The organism is Alteromonas sp. ABH4_457 (genome assembly GCF_056160625.1).
In genome coordinates, this window is sequence record NZ_JBSWXN010000006.1 from 429,784 (window position 1) to 446,839 (window position 17,056).

The 17,056-nt window shown below is 47.4% G+C and carries 18 protein-coding genes and 3 tRNA genes; 15 read left to right on the plus strand and 6 right to left on the minus strand.

Annotated features, from left to right (window positions below; translation table 11 throughout):
- Nucleotides 1-128 precede the first annotated feature (128 nt).
- The 15 genes from ovoA to ACXAGR_RS17350 all read left to right on the plus strand — a co-directional run bounded on the left by ovoA (nt 129) and on the right by ACXAGR_RS17350 (nt 12,410).
- Nucleotides 129-2,228, plus strand: coding sequence for a 5-histidylcysteine sulfoxide synthase (gene ovoA / locus ACXAGR_RS17280; RefSeq protein ID WP_474851518.1), 2,100 nt, complete (start codon nt 129-131; stop codon nt 2,226-2,228).
- Nucleotides 2,228-3,367 (plus strand): aminotransferase class I/II-fold pyridoxal phosphate-dependent enzyme, encoded by a 1,140-nt coding sequence (locus ACXAGR_RS17285; protein ID WP_474851520.1) that lies wholly within the window; start codon nt 2,228-2,230, stop codon nt 3,365-3,367. Before ovoA ends, ACXAGR_RS17285 begins: the two co-directional genes overlap by 1 nt.
- Nucleotides 3,368-3,449: 82 nt before the next feature.
- Nucleotides 3,450-4,142 (plus strand): pirin family protein, encoded by a 693-nt coding sequence (locus ACXAGR_RS17290; RefSeq protein WP_474851522.1) that lies wholly within the window; start codon nt 3,450-3,452, stop codon nt 4,140-4,142.
- Between the two features lie 114 nt (nt 4,143-4,256).
- Nucleotides 4,257-4,901 (plus strand): UvrY/SirA/GacA family response regulator transcription factor, encoded by a 645-nt coding sequence (gene uvrY, locus ACXAGR_RS17295; protein WP_119501410.1) that lies wholly within the window; start codon nt 4,257-4,259, stop codon nt 4,899-4,901.
- A gap of 5 nt (nt 4,902-4,906) precedes the next feature.
- Nucleotides 4,907-6,724 (plus strand): excinuclease ABC subunit UvrC, encoded by a 1,818-nt coding sequence (gene uvrC / locus ACXAGR_RS17300; protein WP_474851524.1) that lies wholly within the window; start codon nt 4,907-4,909, stop codon nt 6,722-6,724.
- Between the two features lie 74 nt (nt 6,725-6,798).
- Entirely contained in the window at nt 6,799-7,371 is a 573-nt protein-coding gene (gene pgsA, locus ACXAGR_RS17305) for a CDP-diacylglycerol--glycerol-3-phosphate 3-phosphatidyltransferase (protein ID WP_119501408.1), read from the plus strand.
- Nucleotides 7,372-7,537: 166 nt separating this feature from the next.
- Nucleotides 7,538-7,613 (plus strand) — tRNA-Gly (locus tag ACXAGR_RS17310).
- 4 nt (nt 7,614-7,617) lie between these two features.
- Nucleotides 7,618-7,691, plus strand: a tRNA-Cys gene (locus ACXAGR_RS17315).
- Between the two features lie 54 nt (nt 7,692-7,745).
- Nucleotides 7,746-7,832: transfer RNA gene (locus tag ACXAGR_RS17320), tRNA-Leu, on the plus strand.
- A gap of 150 nt (nt 7,833-7,982) precedes the next feature.
- A complete protein-coding gene (locus ACXAGR_RS17325; RefSeq protein WP_474851526.1) occupies nt 7,983-8,816 on the plus strand; it encodes a sulfurtransferase in 834 nt (277 codons plus the stop codon).
- Nucleotides 8,813-9,547, plus strand: coding sequence for a Sir2 family NAD+-dependent deacetylase (cobB, locus tag ACXAGR_RS17330; RefSeq protein ID WP_474844226.1), 735 nt, complete (start codon nt 8,813-8,815; stop codon nt 9,545-9,547). Before ACXAGR_RS17325 ends, cobB begins: the two co-directional genes overlap by 4 nt.
- Complete coding sequence (locus ACXAGR_RS17335) at nt 9,548-10,183, plus strand: LysE family translocator (RefSeq protein ID WP_474844225.1); 636 nt, start codon at nt 9,548-9,550, stop codon at nt 10,181-10,183.
- Between the two features lie 61 nt (nt 10,184-10,244).
- Nucleotides 10,245-10,994, plus strand: coding sequence for a hypothetical protein (locus tag ACXAGR_RS17340; RefSeq protein WP_474844224.1), 750 nt, complete (start codon nt 10,245-10,247; stop codon nt 10,992-10,994).
- The gene (locus ACXAGR_RS17345) at nt 10,987-11,772 is read left to right on the plus strand and encodes a glucosaminidase domain-containing protein (protein WP_119501403.1); all 786 of its coding nucleotides are present in this window, start codon (nt 10,987-10,989) and stop codon (nt 11,770-11,772) included. The genes ACXAGR_RS17340 and ACXAGR_RS17345 overlap by 8 nt, the downstream gene beginning before the upstream one ends.
- On the plus strand, nt 11,772-12,410 hold the full coding sequence (locus ACXAGR_RS17350; protein ID WP_474851528.1) for a DUF2987 domain-containing protein: 639 nt from the start codon (nt 11,772-11,774) through the stop codon (nt 12,408-12,410). Before ACXAGR_RS17345 ends, ACXAGR_RS17350 begins: the two co-directional genes overlap by 1 nt.
- A 33-nt stretch (nt 12,411-12,443) precedes the next feature.
- Here the strand turns inward: ACXAGR_RS17350 and rssA are convergent, their stop codons facing one another.
- From rssA to ccoS, 6 genes are all read right to left on the minus strand, one after another.
- Nucleotides 12,444-13,379: a patatin-like phospholipase RssA gene (rssA, locus tag ACXAGR_RS17355; RefSeq protein WP_474844221.1), complete on the minus strand. Its 936-nt coding sequence runs from the start codon at nt 13,377-13,379 to the stop codon at nt 12,444-12,446.
- 3 nt (nt 13,380-13,382) lie between these two features.
- Entirely contained in the window at nt 13,383-14,321 is a 939-nt protein-coding gene (ttcA, locus tag ACXAGR_RS17360) for a tRNA 2-thiocytidine(32) synthetase TtcA (protein ID WP_474851530.1), read from the minus strand.
- A 91-nt stretch (nt 14,322-14,412) separates the two neighbouring features.
- Nucleotides 14,413-15,333, minus strand: coding sequence for a universal stress protein UspE (gene uspE / locus ACXAGR_RS17365; protein WP_474851532.1), 921 nt, complete (start codon nt 15,331-15,333; stop codon nt 14,413-14,415).
- A gap of 103 nt (nt 15,334-15,436) precedes the next feature.
- Complete coding sequence (gene fnr / locus ACXAGR_RS17370) at nt 15,437-16,180, minus strand: fumarate/nitrate reduction transcriptional regulator Fnr (RefSeq protein WP_303574686.1); 744 nt, start codon at nt 16,178-16,180, stop codon at nt 15,437-15,439.
- Nucleotides 16,181-16,201: 21 nt separating this feature from the next.
- Nucleotides 16,202-16,870: a sulfite exporter TauE/SafE family protein gene (locus tag ACXAGR_RS17375; protein ID WP_474851534.1), complete on the minus strand. Its 669-nt coding sequence runs from the start codon at nt 16,868-16,870 to the stop codon at nt 16,202-16,204.
- Nucleotides 16,863-17,054, minus strand: coding sequence for a cbb3-type cytochrome oxidase assembly protein CcoS (gene ccoS / locus ACXAGR_RS17380; RefSeq protein WP_119501397.1), 192 nt, complete (start codon nt 17,052-17,054; stop codon nt 16,863-16,865). The genes ACXAGR_RS17375 and ccoS overlap by 8 nt, the downstream gene beginning before the upstream one ends.
- Between the last annotated feature and the right edge of the window lie 2 nt (nt 17,055-17,056).

Sequence of the window (17,056 nt, forward strand, 5' to 3'; positions counted from 1 at the left end):
TCTGCTACTGTTTTCTGTACAAAAGATCAGATGGCTCCCGCCAGTGTTGTCAGGTACCGGCCTCGATTCGTAACAAAGATATCCATAACAGAGAAACACCTAATAAAAATTCACCATCCGGGGTTTTCATGAACGCTCTTCACACACCACATCTGAAACAGGGAACTGTTGAAGAAAAAAGAAAAGAAATCTTGGCTTATTTTCAACAGTCTTTTGACCGTTACGAAAGTCTTTTCTCGTTATTAAAATCAGATGACGGTTACTATCAGCGGCCGGAAAAATTACGTCATCCGCTTATTTTTTATTACGGTCACACTGCCACTTTTTTTATTAATAAACTGGTACTGGCGAAACTTATTAATGACCGTATCAATCCTGATTTTGAATCTTTGTTTGCCATCGGTGTAGATGAGATGAGTTGGGATGACCTCAATGACGCTCACTATGACTGGCCTGCCGTTGAAGAAGTCACTGCCTACCGTGCTCAGGTAAGACGCCTGGTCAGCGACTTGATTCTGACAATGGATTTTTCATTACCCATAGACTGGGAAAGCCCTATGTGGCCTGTTCTGATGGGCATTGAGCATGAAGGCATTCACCTTGAAACGTCTTCTGTTCTCATCCGCCAGTTACCTCTGCGATTTGTACAACCCCAACCAGAATGGGCACCGTATCCGGAGTCCGGTGAAGCCCCTGAGAATACTTTGCTTCCCGTGCCCGGCGGAAAAGTCTCAGCAGGTAAACCATTTAACGCAGACTACTATGGCTGGGACAACGAATACGGTGAGCACAGTGCAGAAGTAAAATCTTTTTCTGCGTCACAGTACCTGGTCAGTAACGGTGAGTTTCTGGCGTTTGTGAAAGATGGTGGTTACGCTCAGCCTCGTTTGTGGGAGGAAGAGGGCAGACAATGGTTGTCCTATACCGGCGCCAGGCACCCTGTTTTCTGGCGGGAGCAGGGAAATAGCTATGTTTACCGCACGCTGGCAACAGAAATTCCGCTGCCGGAAGACTGGCCTGTGGACGTCAATTACCATGAAGCAAAGGCCTTTTGTAACTGGCTGTCAAAGCGCAGTGGCAAGCATATTCAGTTACCGGTAGAAGATGAGTGGTTGCGTTTGTGTGAACACGCAGGGATGAAAGAGTCACTATGGCGCGAAGAGTGGAACACGGGTCTGCATCATGGTGCATCATCAGCACCGGTGAACCTGTTCTCAATGGGGGGCTTTTACGATGTGGCGGGTAATGTGTGGCAGTGGACAGAAACGCCCATCTATCCCTTCGACGGTTTCAAGGTGCATCCTCTGTATGATGATTTCACCACGCCGACTTTTGACAATAAGCACAATTTATTTAAAGGTGGTTCATGGATTTCGACGGGAAATGAAGCCATGGCGCACAGTCGTTATGCCTTCCGTCGTCATTTTTTCCAGCATGCGGGTTTCCGTTATGTTGAATCTACCGAGGTAATTAAAGTGAACGATCTCGATTACGAGAGTGACACGCAGGTATCACAGTACAGTGAATTCCACTATGGCAGTACATATTACGGTGTGCCAAATTTTGGTGCCGCATCTGTAGCTTTTGCCATGCAGTTTACCGGTGCTAAACCCAAAGCCAGGGCGTTAGATTTGGGCTGTGCAACAGGCCGCGCTTCATTTGAGCTGGCTAAATACTTCGATCACGTTGACGGCATTGATTTTTCTGCACGCTTTATTAAGACCGCTTTTGCCATGCAGGAACACGGTGAGATCCGTTACAACCTGATTGAAGAAGGGGAGCTGACCGAATTTAAAGTGGCAAAACTGGCAGATCTTGGCCTGAGCGAAAATAAAGACAGAGTGCATTTTGCCCAGGGCGATGCCTGTAACCTGAAGCCCCAGTTTACTGGTTATGATCTTATCCTTATGAGCAATCTGATTGACCGTGTTTACGAACCCGCCCGGTTACTCGAAAGCATTCGTGAACGGTTAAATCCGGGAGGATTGCTGATCATTGCATCGCCGTTTACCTGGTTAGAAGAATATACTGCCAGAGAAAACTGGCTCGGTGGCTATAAAGACGCGAATGGTGAAACACTCACGTCGACGATGGCACTGGAGCAAGCCTTAGGTGATGATTTCCGTCGTGTGGCTGCCCCACAGGATATTCCCTTTGTGATAAGAGAAACGAAGAGAAAATTCCAGCATTCACTATCTGAATTTAATGTCTTTGAACGGATAAAATAGTGCAGGAATTTCAGCAGCGTTTTAACAGTGGTTCACTTAAATTTGATGATGTGACAAACCGTTATGGCGCATCCGAAAAACCGGTATTTCCCATGTGGGTGGCGGATACGGATTTTCCGCCACCGGAAATGGTCAATCATGGTCTTTCCCGCTTCCTGTCTTCTCATTTTGGTTATCAGCAACTGGCTGTTACTGCCGCTGTCAGTCAGTGGCATTGGCGGAGAGGGGAATATATAGATGAATCTTCCATTGTAGATTGCTGCAGTATTATCGCTGCAATGGGCATTGCCCTGGAAAGTCTGACGCGGCCCGGCGATAAGGTGGGGATATTCATACCTTCTTACGGGCCGTTTTTCGCCGTGACAGAAAAAACACGACGCAAAGTTTGCCCGCTGACGTTGGATATCAGCGATGGCAATGTTCACATAGATTTATCGTCACTGCCGGATGACTTATCTGCGGTATTGCTCTGTAATCCTCATAATCCAACCGGCCGGCTCTGGCAACGGGACGAACTGGAGGCGCTGGCTGAGTGGTGTACTCGGAGAAACATTCCGTTAATTTGTGACGAAGTTCACCGCGGTTTTATTGCTGAGGGAAACGAATTTGTTTCTCTGGTCAGTATCGGGGAAGCATATCAAAGCAATATCATTGTGCTGCAATCGCCATCTAAATCTTACAATCTCACCCATGTTCCGGCGGCAGCCTACGCCATCATTTTTAATCAGCAATGGCGGGATGCAGTCCGCGCAGCGATCACGCGTTCCCACTTGTTTGCAGGCGCACTGGCAAGACAGGCATTAATTCTGGCATACGACGAGCTTAACGATTTATGGCTGCAGACTATGGGGGAAAAGATCAGTGAAAACCGTGCTCTTCTCACCGGACTACTGCACAACTCATCGTTACTCGCCTGTATACCTCAGTCGACCTTTTTTCTCTGGCTGGATCTTCGCGATTATCTGAATCATGTTGCTCCGGGCGTTGCCGCTGACTACCTGTTCAAATGTACCGGCATTGCTGCCAATGACGGAGCCGACTTTCGTTCTCCCGGTTTTGTCCGGCTTAATTTTGCCACCTCAAGCGAGGTGATAAAGCATGTTGGCGAATTGCTGCTCACTATTAGTTCTAATAAATAGAACATTTCGTTGTAGATAATGGAGTATTAATCCCGGTTAACAGGACTACACTAGGCCTGTCCAATTTTTCCGGAGTATTAGTATGCGTTACATTCGCAGAGCAGATGCCAGAGGCAAAGCTGATTTTGGCTGGCTGCAATCAAAACATACCTTTTCCTTTGGCCGTTACTATGATGCTGAGCACATGGGAATTTCGGTACTCAGAGTCATAAATGACGATAACGTCGCGCCGGGACGTGGTTTCGATACGCATGGTCACCGCGATATGGAAATTATTTCTTATGTAACCCGTGGTGCGCTGGCACATAAAGACAGCACAGGGAACAGTGATACGATTCCGGCCGGAGACATTCAACGCATGTCTGCAGGTACAGGGATACGGCATTCCGAATACAATACGTCGCAAACTGACCCGGTACACTTTTTACAAATTTGGGTGCTGCCTGCAGAAACAGGTATCGCGCCGGGTTATGAACAGAAAACCATCGCTCAGGTAGGGGCGCTCACAGCTCTGGTGACACCGGACGGTGCTGACGGTACAGTAAAGGTACATCAGGACATGTCGTTACACCGCTTAATATTAAAAGAAGGTGAGGGCATTACATTGTCAACAGGCAGCCGGCTTGGCTATCTGCATCTGATTAAAGGTGACCTGACACTGGAAGGTGATGAATTTTTAGCCGGTGACGGCATCGGCGTCTATCAGGATGACATGCTTAAACTCACTGCCGGGACTGACACAGAAGCATTGTGGTTTGATTTACCACAGCTTTGATCGCCTTTCTGACGGCAGCATGTTCACAGCCGCAGATATCATGTTATTATGCCCGTGGTGGTAAACAGACCGCTAATCAAATCAATAATAACGATGATTCAGTGAGCAAAAAACGTGATTAAGATTATCCTGGCAGATGACCATGAACTGGTCAGAACAGGGATTCGACGTATTCTGGACGATGTATCCGACTTCAAAGTCGTAGCCGAGTCGAAAAACGGGGAAGACGCTGTTAAACATTGCAGAACTGATGCGCCCGACATTGTCCTGATGGACGTCAATATGCCCGGCATGGGCGGACTGGAAGCCACTAAAAAAATTGTACGAATGTCTGAGAATACGCGGGTGATTTGTTTGTCTATGCATACAGAACACCCCATTCCCACGCAGGTTATGCAACTTGGTGCATTCGGATTTTTAACCAAAGACGCTGATCCGGAAGAGATGATCCGGGCTATCTACAAGGTACATTCCGGTCAGAAGTATCTGCCTGCGGACATCGCTGAAAGTATTGCTATGCGGCGTATTACTCCGGAAAGCGACAATCCTTTCGATTCGCTTTCTACCCGTGAGCTGAATATTGCTATGCGTCTGACCAAAGGTCAGAAGGTACCTGAAATCGCCAGCGAACTTTGTATTAACCCAAAAACTGTTAACAGTTACCGCTACCGGATGTTTGAAAAGCTGGGGGTATCCACTGATGTGGAACTGACTCACCTGGCGCTACGACACAAACTCATCGATTCTAATTTGCTTTAATTTCAATGCCGGCATTTGATCACAACGCGTTTCTTAAAAACCTGACCAGTCAGCCCGGTGTCTACCGGATGTACAACGAGCAGGGCGATGTGATTTATGTCGGTAAAGCAAAGAACCTTAAAAACCGCGTATCCAGTTATTTCCGCATAAACGTAGATAACGCTAAAACCCGTTCTCTGGTGGCAAACATTGCCTCAATGGACGTCACTGTGGTGAACAGTGAAACCGAAGCGTTTCTGCTGGAAAATAACTTCATTAAGAAGTACAAACCCCGTTATAACGTGGTCATGCGGGATGATAAGTCTTACCCGTTTATTTTCCTCTCTGCCCACGAGCATCCCAGGTTGTCTTTTCACCGGGGCCCGCAAAAAAAGAAAGGTGAATATTTCGGCCCTTATCCCAGTGCATGGGCTGTACGCGAAAGCCTGCGTACCATGCAAAAGATTTTCCCGGTAAGACAGTGCGAAGACAGTTATTACCGTGCCCGCAGCCGTCCCTGCCTGCAATATCAAATGAAGCGTTGCAGCGCCCCTTGTGTGGAAGGCTATGTCAGTGATGAGGAATATCAGGAGCAGGTCCAGCTTGCGCGCTTATTTCTGAACGGGAAAAATCAGCAGGTCATCGGCACGTTGGTTGATAAAATGGAAAAGGCCAGTGAGCAACTGAATTTCGAAGCTGCTGCACGTTACCGTGACCAGATAAATGTACTGCGTAAAGTGCAGGAACAGCAATGGGTGTCCGGTACACAGGATGAAATGGATGTTTTCGGCTTCGCAGTGCGGGGGAATATGGCGTGCATTCAGGTTATGTTTATCCGCGACAGTCAGTTGCTGGGCTCGAAAGCCTATTTCCCTAAAGTGCCTGCATCTGCCAGTGAAGATGAAATCTTTGAGTCCTTCTTTCTGCAGTTTTATCTTTCAGGCAATAAAATTATTCCGAAACAAATTGTGTTGCCACGCGCATTAACCGAAGAAGACAGTATTCTTGATGTGTTATGCGAAGAAGCAAAACGCAAAGTTAAGATATTTAAAGGTGCACGGGAAGAAAAGCGCCGGTATCTGAAGCTGGCTCAAACCAATGCAGAAAACGCACTGGATGCCCAGTACAGTCAGCAGAAGTCTGTGCATGCCAGATACCTCGATCTGGAAGATATTCTTGAACTTGATACGCCGGTACAGCGTATGGAATGTTTCGACATCAGTCATACATCCGGTCAGCAAACCGTGGCGTCCTGTGTGGTGTTTAACCGTGAAGGGCCCCATAAAAGCGACTATCGCCGGTACAATATCGAAGGTATAACGCCGGGTGACGACTACGCCGCGATGGCTCAGGCGCTGAGACGCCGCTATAAGAACGTTAAAGAAGTCAGTAAAATTCCTGACATCCTTTTTATTGATGGCGGTAAAGGGCAACTGGCACAGGCTGAGTCATTTTTTGAAGACTGGCCGGAAGATAAAAAGCCCATGCTTATCGGTGTGGCGAAAGGCACGACCCGGAAACCCGGACTGGAGACGCTTATCCTGGCCGGTTCTCATGAAACCATTCCTATGGAAAGTCACTCACCTGCGCTGCATCTTATACAGCATATCAGGGATGAGTCTCACCGGTTTGCCATTACCGGGCACAGAAACCGCCGGCAAAAAGTTAAAACGACCTCCAGTCTTGAATCGATTCCCGGTATCGGAGCAAGGCGCAGACAAAGCCTGCTTAAATACATGGGCGGTTTGCAGGGTTTGAAAAAAGCCAGCAAAGACGAGATTGCAAACGTCCCCGGGATCAGTGCTGAGCTGGCGGAAACCATTTACGATCATCTGCATCTTTAAGCAGGTGAATAATCAGGGACGTGTTACCATGCTTACCTGTGTGATGTCATTGATGAAAATTGAGAAGTAATAATATGTGGACGGTACCAAATATCATCACGCTTTTTCGTGTTGTGCTTATTCCTGTATTCGTGGTGGTGTATTTTCTTGACTGGCGCTGGGCAAAAGAAGCCGGTGCATTTGTATTCTGGCTCGCAGCCATAACTGACTGGTTTGACGGTTATCTGGCAAGGAAGCTGAAACAGTCAACACCGTTCGGTGCTTTCCTTGACCCTGTGGCAGATAAGCTCATTGTTGCAACGGCATTGATCATGATTACCCATACCTATGGTTCTTTGTGGATCACGTTGCCGGCTATCGCTTTGATGGTGCGCGAAATTTATATTTCTGCATTACGTGAATGGATGGCACAGCGGGGTTACAGCGATACGGTAAAAGTCAGCTTTATCGGTAAAGCGAAAACCATGGCGCAGATGCTGGCATTAATCGGATTGTTATCAGGCCTGGAAACGTTTATGGGCTTCCCCATTTATTGGGTAACGCTGGGGCATATTCTGCTTTATATAGCGGCAGTTTTGTCAGTCTGGTCCATGCTTGTGTATACCGGCGCGGCCTGGAAGCATCTCTCCGGACGTCATAAGCCATAAGGGTTGGCTGGTTGTTGTGCAATACGAATAAAAAAAAGGCAAACAGACAGCAAATTAGGTATTTAGGTGTATTTTGATGGTTTTTGCTGTTGACAGTTTTGTCCGTGCAGGTAGAATGCACCCCACGTTTCAGAGAGCAGCAGCGAACTGAAACGGTAGCAAAAATGCGGGAATAGCTCAGTTGGTAGAGCACGACCTTGCCAAGGTCGGGGTCGCGAGTTCGAATCTCGTTTCCCGCTCCAAATTGGCGGAATGGCAGAATGGCTATGCAGCGGATTGCAAATCCGTGGATCTCGGTTCGACTCCGGGTTCCGCCTCCATCATCGCAACAGCGATAACAGGTTCCAACCTGTACCAGTCGAAAGACAACCCAAGCCCGGGTGGTGAAATTGGTAGACACAAGGGATTTAAAATCCCTCGCTGGTAACAGCGTGCCGGTTCAAGTCCGGCCCCGGGCACCATTTCTTAATGACTTCATATTCTTAGCATCCTTAGTTTAAATCCGTAAATTTTCAAATTTGTGACGATAATTGGCTGTATTTTTAGGATGAATCTTCGTATAGTGATTGAATCGTGCAGTTTTATTTACAGCCGTTCTAAGCAGGGACGTAATGAATCGATTCTTAATCTCAGCCGGTACACTTCGGCAAACTCTTGATGAAAATGCCATTTGCGTACTCCGTGCCATTATGTCGGATCCTGTAAACGGTACTGCTGATATTACCGGTTCACAAATTATACCCGGCGCCCTTGATATTAATCTTGATGAAGAAGGCAGTGACCATTCAGGAGATTTGCCGCATACAAATCTCTCTCCTGATGCGCTGGCGGTATTACTGGGAAGCTTAGGCATTACCGAAAATAGTGATGTTGTGATTTATGATAATCGTGGCATGTTTACGGCACCAAGGCTTTGGTGGATGCTAAAAGCAGCAGGCCATGATAAAGTAGCTGTATTAGACGGCGGCTGGCCAGCCTGGCAAGCGGCGGGCTATCCTGATTCCGGAGCGGTCCCGCAAAGCGGGAATGCACTTTACAATCCGTCTTCGCCTGCCCGCAAATGGTTTGTTAATGCTGAAGAAGTCAGCAACGCACTTTCACAAGATATCCAGATTATCGACGCCAGAAGCGAAGCCCGCTTTTATGGCGAAGTAGAAGAGCCCAGACAAGGACTACGTCGGGGTCACATGCCCGGCGCGTTTAATTTGCCTTTTCAATGTGTCTTAGACAACGGATGTTTTAAATCACCGGAAGCACTCAAACAGATTTTTGCAGACAAAGGGATAGACCTTGATAAACCAATCATCTGCAGTTGTGGCTCCGGTGTTACAGCATGTATTACCGGCATGGCCGCTCTGTTATGTGGTGCCACAGACGTATCCGTTTATGATGGCGCATGGGCAGAGTGGGGAGCTAATTCACACTTTCCTGTGGAGGTTAAATGATGAGCAATAAACCACGTGTCGTCGTGTTAACCGGGGCAGGTATTTCAGCGGAATCCGGCTTGAAGACATTCCGCGACAGCAATGGCTTATGGGAAAACCATAAAGTTGAGGATGTTGCGACACCTGAGGCGTTTGCCACAAATCCTGAACTGGTTTACCGCTTTTATAATGCACGGCGGGCACAATTACAGGAACCCGGTGTGTTACCTAATGCTGCACACAGTGCACTGGCCAGACTTGAAAAGCAGCTTGGTAAAGACTTTCTGCTTGTAACCCAGAACGTGGACGACCTTCACGAACGAGCCGGCAGTCAGCGCATGATTCACATGCACGGAAAGTTACTCTCAGCCCGTTGTACTGGTTCCGGCCAGTCTCACTCATGGGATGAGTCTTTTGATGATCAAACCCCTTGCCCGTGTTGCACACCTTCTGCAGGTCTTCGTCCTGACATTGTGTGGTTTGGTGAGATGCCGCTGCAAATGGACGATATAATCCTGGCTTTGACTAAAGCGGATTTGTTTATCTCAGTGGGGACATCAGGTCAGGTTTATCCGGCAGCCGGCTTTGTGCAGGTTGCGAAGGACAGCGGAGCCAGAACTGTGGAGCTGAATCTTCAACCCAGTGATCGCTGCGACATGTTCGATGAGTCATACCACGGCCCGGCGTCTAAAGTTGTTCCTAACTTTGTCGACAGTCTGCTTGAAGAGTTATCATTGACCGCCACGTTGTAAATGTCGCCGTATCTCGATGAATTTATTACTATCGCTCTGGTACACCTTCTGGCAGTAGCCAGCCCGGGGCCTGATTTTGCTGTAGTAGTGCGTAACAGTGTTGCTTATGGTCGCAGGACAGCCATGTTCACCAGTGTGGGTATTGGCCTGGCAATTCTGGTCCATGTGGCTTATTCACTCGTCGGAATTAGCGTACTACTTAAAACCACACCCTGGCTTTATACTGCGTTTACCTATATTGCAGCTGCCTACCTGTTATATCTCGCTTCGGGAGCGTTGAGAAGCGGCCCTGCACAGGCAAACAATGAAGCAGGTGCTGAAATCGCCGCTAAACAGCCGGCTATCAGTGCTAAAAAAGCGTTCATTCAGGGATTTCTTACCAATGGCCTTAACCCTAAGGCCACTTTATTTTTCCTGTCACTGTTCACTGTCATCATTGACTCACAAACGCCTTCAGATATCCGGTTAATGTACGGGCTTTATCTGTCGTTCGCGACGGGGGCGTGGTTTTGTCTGCTTTCCTATTTGCTCAGCACCAGTCGTGTTGCAGGTGCTATCCGGTCAAAAGGCTACTGGCTCGACCGGGCCATGGGCGTTTTACTCATCGGGCTGGCTGTGAAGTTAGTCTTAGCGTAGTAGGCAATCTGGCCCATTGGGGTATAATCGCCACAACTTATTGAATTAAAGAAGTATCTGAGTGCCTGATATGCAACCTGACAACAAAAAAGCCTTGTACAATGACCGTTTTAACCTGTTGAACGGCAAAGGGTTATTTGATTTCAGAAAACTGGCCTCCACATCAGTAAACCTGCTGAAAAGTAACTTCTGGCCGATTTTTCAGGCGTGCGCGCTTATCATACTGGTCGTGTTTGCGTTTGCCATGGTGATCTCCGGTATTTATCCCATAGAGCAACTTACTGCAATGCCCGCTGAACAACAGGGTATTCTTGATATCGCGATGATCCTGATTGTTGCGCCGTTGTCAGCCGGGTTGTCACTGATGGGAGTTAATATCGCCAGGGGTAACAGAATTAAAACCAGTGATGTATTTCGTTATTTGTCCTGGGTTTTACCGCTGGCTCTGGCACAACTGCTGGTTACAATTCTGGTACAAATAGGGCTGACTGTGCTCATCCTGCCCGGTTTATACCTCTTCGTAGCCACCACCTTTACCTTACCTCTGATTGCAGATAAGAAGCTGGGGGTATTGCAGGCCATCATCACATCCTGCAAAGCAGTGAATCAATTTATACTATCGTTTATTGTTCTTTTTGTTATTTTTCTCGTACTGTTCCTGTTAAGTATTTTTACATTCGGGTTAGCCTTTTTAGTGATTATGCCGCTATATTTTGTGGTGACTGGTATGCTGTATACCACACTGTTTGATACTGCGGAAAATCATCAGGTTAACGAATCAGCGGGACAGGAGTCGACGTTCGATGCATAAAAGAGAAACGATGAAAATTGTACTGATCACAGTTGCCGTATTACTGGTAATTGTTATCAATGCCTGGATCATGTCCTCAAGGGAGCCGGATATTCTGGATATTCCGGTGACAGAACAGGCAAGAAAGCCGGTACCGGACTTCAAAGAGATTGAAAATGTGCAGGAGAAAAAGGAAGCTTTCTTCTCGTATCTCAAGCCTGAAGTCGAGAAACAAAACGAATATCTCCTGTCTCTGCGTCATTATATTCAAACATTGCAGCGACAGTTATCGTTAGGTGAAACGTTAAGTGAAGACGACACCAACCGCATAGCGTGGCTGGTCAATGAGTACAAAGTGGACGAAGGCGCAGATTTAACAGATCAACTTCAGGTACTGATGCGCCGTGTAGATATTTTACCGGTATCACTGGTTCTTGCTCAGGCAGCAAATGAATCTGCATGGGGAACCAGCCGCTTTGCAACTGAAGGATATAACTTCTTCGGACTATGGTGTTTCAGAAAAGGATGCGGTTTTGTCCCGTCACGGCGAAGTGACGGACTCGATCATGAAGTGGCCAGGTTCCCGAATCTGTCGAAAGCCACTTATACCTATATGCGAAACATAAACCGCCACTATGCCTACAAAGAACTGCGCGATATTCGAAATACACTGCGCAGCAATCAGCTTCCTGTTACCGGCGTTGCGCTGGCTGAAGGACTGATGAATTACTCGGAACGCGGGGTAGCTTATGTTGAGGAATTACAGGCGATGATCCGTTATAACAAGGATTATATGTAGTGAAAAAGGCTTTACTGGCAGCAAGCTTTCTTTGTCTGAACATGTTTCAGGTGTCGGCTGAAACCATTCAGGTTGAGTACAGCCGTTTCTATAGTCATGTTAAAAAGCTCGATGGTGAAGATACTCAAGCTCTGCAGTTTGCATTTGGTTTTGTACGTGTAGGGGAAGGGTATCTGTGTGGTATTAACGATGCGAAAATCATCACAGAAAAACAGGTGATGCCACTCACTGTTTCGCCGGAAAACCGGTTCACCGTCCCTGATGACAAGATCCTGAAAATGGCAGAAGCAGTGGTTGAAATTGATTTGGCGGAAGCGGCGAACCTGTGTGATATGTCCGTTCAGCTCGAGACAAAGCCGGCTTATCTTTCCAAAACCTACACGAAAGAAGAACTGGTATTTCTGCTCGGGCAATACAAATCATTCTTCAATGCTATGGGCAGCTTTTTGTCATTCATGATGCCTACTGTCGACGGGCTGAATATACAGTTTGCCGATGATAACATCAGTATGCCTCTTAAAGATGCGCCTTCTATCAATATGGGCATCGTGACGTTACCTGCTGACTGGATAGAACAAAGTAAAGGCCTGACTTTGCCGGATGTGCCGATGAGGATAACGGCAAAAGCCGTGCGCTGAGCCGGTAAGCAGAAAAAGTAAAGGAACCGCTTCCTATGAAGCGGTGCCGATTGTCGTATTTTCTTCGATATTATCTTCAATGACTAACTGATATTTAATTTCTTCCGCCAGCCGGTTTACTGTTTTTTCCCCTTCCAGACATAATTCACCAGCACGGTGAAACTCCATCAGTCCTACATCTGAAAGATGAGGCTCTATCAGTACGTCAGGCGGATCTCCGGCCAGTCTGGAGCGGGTCACGCGGGCTTGCAGTATTTCAAGAGAACTGCTCATGACACTCAGGATCCCCGGCGGTTCCGGTTTATCTGACCTGGATTCCGGTGAAAACCACTGCCTGACAATATTTGAACCTTTAGAGAAAAAGTCATCGGTTTTTTTCTGGATTTTTTCATGTTCTGCGGCTGGTCTTTCCAGGCGCTGAGGCTTGAAATCAGCGTTGAGATTCACCGCAATCACAAAATCTGCGCCCAGTTGACGGCAAAGGTTTACAGGTACAGGATTGACGACAGCACCATCCACCAGCCACCGGCCATTATATTCAACCGGACTGAACAAGGCAGGAATTGCGCAGGATGCCTGAATACAATTATCAACGGGCCCCTGGTTGAACATGACTTCGCGGCCGGAGTATAAATCCGTGGCAACCACAGCAAAGGGTTTATTCATCTCTTCAAAAGACGGGGCGCAAAATTCTTCCGCCAGTTTGGTAAACACTTTTTGTCCGCTGGCAATGCCACCTTTGCGGATGCCAACACCCATTAAAGACAGGATTTGCCATTCTGTTAACGAGCAAGCCCACTCTTTGAGGTGCTCAAGCTTACCACTTGCATAGGCTGCGCCCACATAAGCACCTATCGAGCAACCCGCAACCACATCTATCTTAACGCCCAGCCGTTCAAGTGCTTCAATGATGCCAATATGTGTCCAGCCCCTTGCAGCGCCGGCACCGAGTGCGAGTCCGATTTTCATGGTTTATTCCGTCAGATTAACAATTTGAACAGGGGATTGTGCATCATCACTGACCGCACTGGTAAAATCCGGCTTGTCGAAGGCTGTATCACCGTCTTCTACCGGTGCGCCTGTGGCCTTGATCCCTTTAAAATCATACAAATTGCCATCAGCGAGGTGTGATGGGGCAACGTTCTGAATTGCACGGAACATAGACTCAATGCGACCCGGAAAACGCTTATTCCAGTCCTGCAGCATCATTTTAATATTCTGTCTTTGCAGATTCTCCTGAGAACCGCAAAGATTACAGGGGATGATCGGGAACTCAGTGGCGTCAGCGTATTTCTGAATGTCTTTCTCACTGCAATAAGCCAGCGGGCGAATAACAATGTGTTCACCGTTGTCACTTACCAGTTTGGGCGGCATAGCTTTTAGTTTTCCGCCATGGAACATGTTCAGAAACAATGTTTCCAGCATATCATCACGATGATGACCGAGGGCTATTTTGGTTGCGCCGAGTTCCTTTGCCGTACGGTACAGGATCCCGCGTCTTAATCTGGAACACAGTGAACAGGTGGTTTTCCCTTCAGGGATTTTATCTTTAACGATGGAATAGGTATCTTCTTCCACAATTTTGTAGTCAATACCCTGAGAATTCAGGTATTCAGGCAACACATGCTCTGGAAAGCCTGGCTGCTTCTGATCGAGGTTAACCGCGACGATATCGAAATTGACCGGTGCAATTTTACGTAAAAATAGCAGGATATCCAGCAAGGTATAGCTGTCTTTTCCGCCGGATAAGCACACCATGACCTTGTCGCCGTCTTCAATCATATTGAAGTCTTCGATGGCTTTGCCAACATGTCTGCGCAGTCTTTTCTGCAACTTGTTAAAGTTGTATTTTTGTTTACTTTGCGCACTGTGACTGGCGTTGTCAGATGGCGTAGATGTTACTTGATTCATGGCACTTCAGAATTGGCTGGAAAAATAAAAGTACCATTATACAAAAGCAGACGGAATGCTGCTACACAAGCAGCATTCCGTTATCGCGCATTTACTTAACCGGAGACGTAAATCCGTCAGGTTTAACCGCCAGTACATCGCAATTCAGGTTATCAATAACATGCTCTGCAGTATTGCCCAAAAAGGCGGCTGATATGCCTGTACGTCCCACGGTACCGATGACGACGAGTTCTGCATCCAGCTGTTCAGTCACTTTCGGGATGGCTATATCGGGTAATCCCTCGACAACATGGCAATTTGCTACGCCGATCCCAAATTTAGCGCTGTGGTTTTCCATTTCCTGAACATGATGATTGCGCACAGCGTTATGATACGTCTCAGGATTGAAATCGGGGATCTCAATGGCGATATTCAGTGGGGCAGAAGGATAGGCATTAACCAGATGTACCTGACCGCTCAGTAACTCTGCATAATCCTTTGCGATACCGGTCAACTTGTCATTCAGTTGTGCATGTTCTTTGTCTTCTGTACCCACATTGACTGCTGCAACAATATTACCGTGTTCAGGCCAGGCATGGGCTTTGACAAGTAAAACCGGAGCCGGACATTTTCTCAGTAAGTGCCAGTCTGTTGGTGTAAAGAGCACTGATGCAAAATCATCGTGTTTGCGGGTAGCTTTAACGACCAGGTCAACCTGACGGTTAATGGTGTAGCGGGTAATGGCTTCGTAACGTTTATCACTCCACTCAACAGCAACCTTTACATCATAATCATCGTAGCGGGTCAGGTTTTTTTCTGCCCAGACAATGCGGTCTTTGGTTACTGCATCACGCATGGCTTCACGCTCACTGCGGGTGAGCATAGTTGTCATGTCATAAGAAAAGTCGTATACAACAAGCAGTGCGTGTACTTCTGCACCGGTTTTACGGGCAATTTCGATGGCTCTTGAAAGGGCAGGTTGTTCAGGGTTGTCGGCCTGAACGACGGCGAGAATACGTTTGCAAGTGATCATGGCGTCTCTCCTTATTGATGCAGACAATAAATACTGCCTTCATCTTTAGTATAAGACTTACAGCAGGAGAGACCTTGTTTCAGATCAATATTTCAACGGGATATTAATCCACGCAAAGAGTAGGAATGTCCATAGAGTGCAGCTTTTTATCCATAGCCGCAAAATCCAGAACAGTAATGAGCTTCCCGTCTACTTTGATAATGCCTTCTTTCTGGAAGCGGGTCAGCAAGCGGCTGATCGTTTCTACCGTTAATCCGAGATAATTACCGATTTCGTTGCGGGTCATACTCAGATTGAACTGACGGTGAGAAAAACCCCGTTCTTCGAAGCGACCGGACAGATGGGCGATAAAATAAATCAGACGTTCTTCTGCCGTCCGTTTATTCAGCAGCATCATCATTTCGTGATCCTGCTTAATTTCAGCACTCATAAAACGCATGATCTGATGGCGCAATTTCGGGAATTGCTCAGACATTTTTTCAAGGGTGGAATAGGGAAGTTCACACACCATGGCAGTTTCCAGCGCTTGCGTATAGCTTTGGTGTGTGTCGTCACGTAAACCGTCAAAACCGATAATATCGCCCGGGAAGTGGAAACTGATAATTTGCTCTTCACCTTCTTTATCGGTGACAAAAGATTTAAATGAACCTGCTCGCACAGCGTACAGAGAGGTAAATTTATCGCCGGCTTCTACCAGGGTGTCGTGTTTATGCAAAGGCTTTTTGCGTTCAATAATGTCATCCAGTGACTCAATCTCAGTTTTATTGAGGGCCACGGGCAGACACAAATGACTGAAACTGCAATTCTGGCAGTGTATAGAAAAATCCGAACGTTTTTGCATGCTCACTTTCCGCTGTTTGCGATAATTCTAATGTATAGTACTTAAAGCCCGCCACAACAGCAATAATGCGTACAACAGCAAACTCAAAGCAATGATTTGACGAACTACGGGTTGTCTGAAACCTGAGGAAAGCCAGTCTGCACCAGCCCGGACAGCCAGCAACGCCGGTAGCGTTCCTAAACCAAAACCGGCCATGATTACAGCACCGGATATTGCCGTCCCTGAAGCCAGTGCCCATGTCAGGGTGGAATAAACCAGTCCACAGGGCAACCATCCCCAAATCATACCATAGGGAAAGGCGCTGGTAGGAGACCTGAAAGGTAAAAACCGTTTCGACAGCGGCTGAATTCTCTGCCAGAGTTTACTGCCGAGGGCTTCAACAGCGGTCAGGCCACGCCACCAGTTACCCAGATAGCAGGCCATGGCAATCAGCATAATGCCACTGATGACGGCGAGTACAGGGCCGGTCACCGGTACAGCTTCTTTTGCTATCTGCCCGATGCCGCCGGTAACAGCGCCGGCAAGTATGTAGCTGAATATACGACCAAAGTTGTAGCTAAGCGCATAGGGTAAAGGCGATGAGTCTGCCGGCGTGGCGGCAGACAGTGCCAGCGATACGCCGCCGCACATTCCCACACAATGAACGCCTCCGCCCAGCCCGACCAGCAAGGCAGAAAAAAACGACAGATCACTCATTGAGTTTTTTTCGTTCTTCGGCCAGCTTTTTTTCTTCAGGAGATAAATCATCATCGAAAAGAATACTGTAGCCCTGGCGATCCAGGTCTTCAAACTGGTTAGATTTTACTGCCCAAAAAAATACGCCGATGGCAATGGCCACAATGATCACAGCAAGGGGAATAAGGACGTAAATTATACTCATAG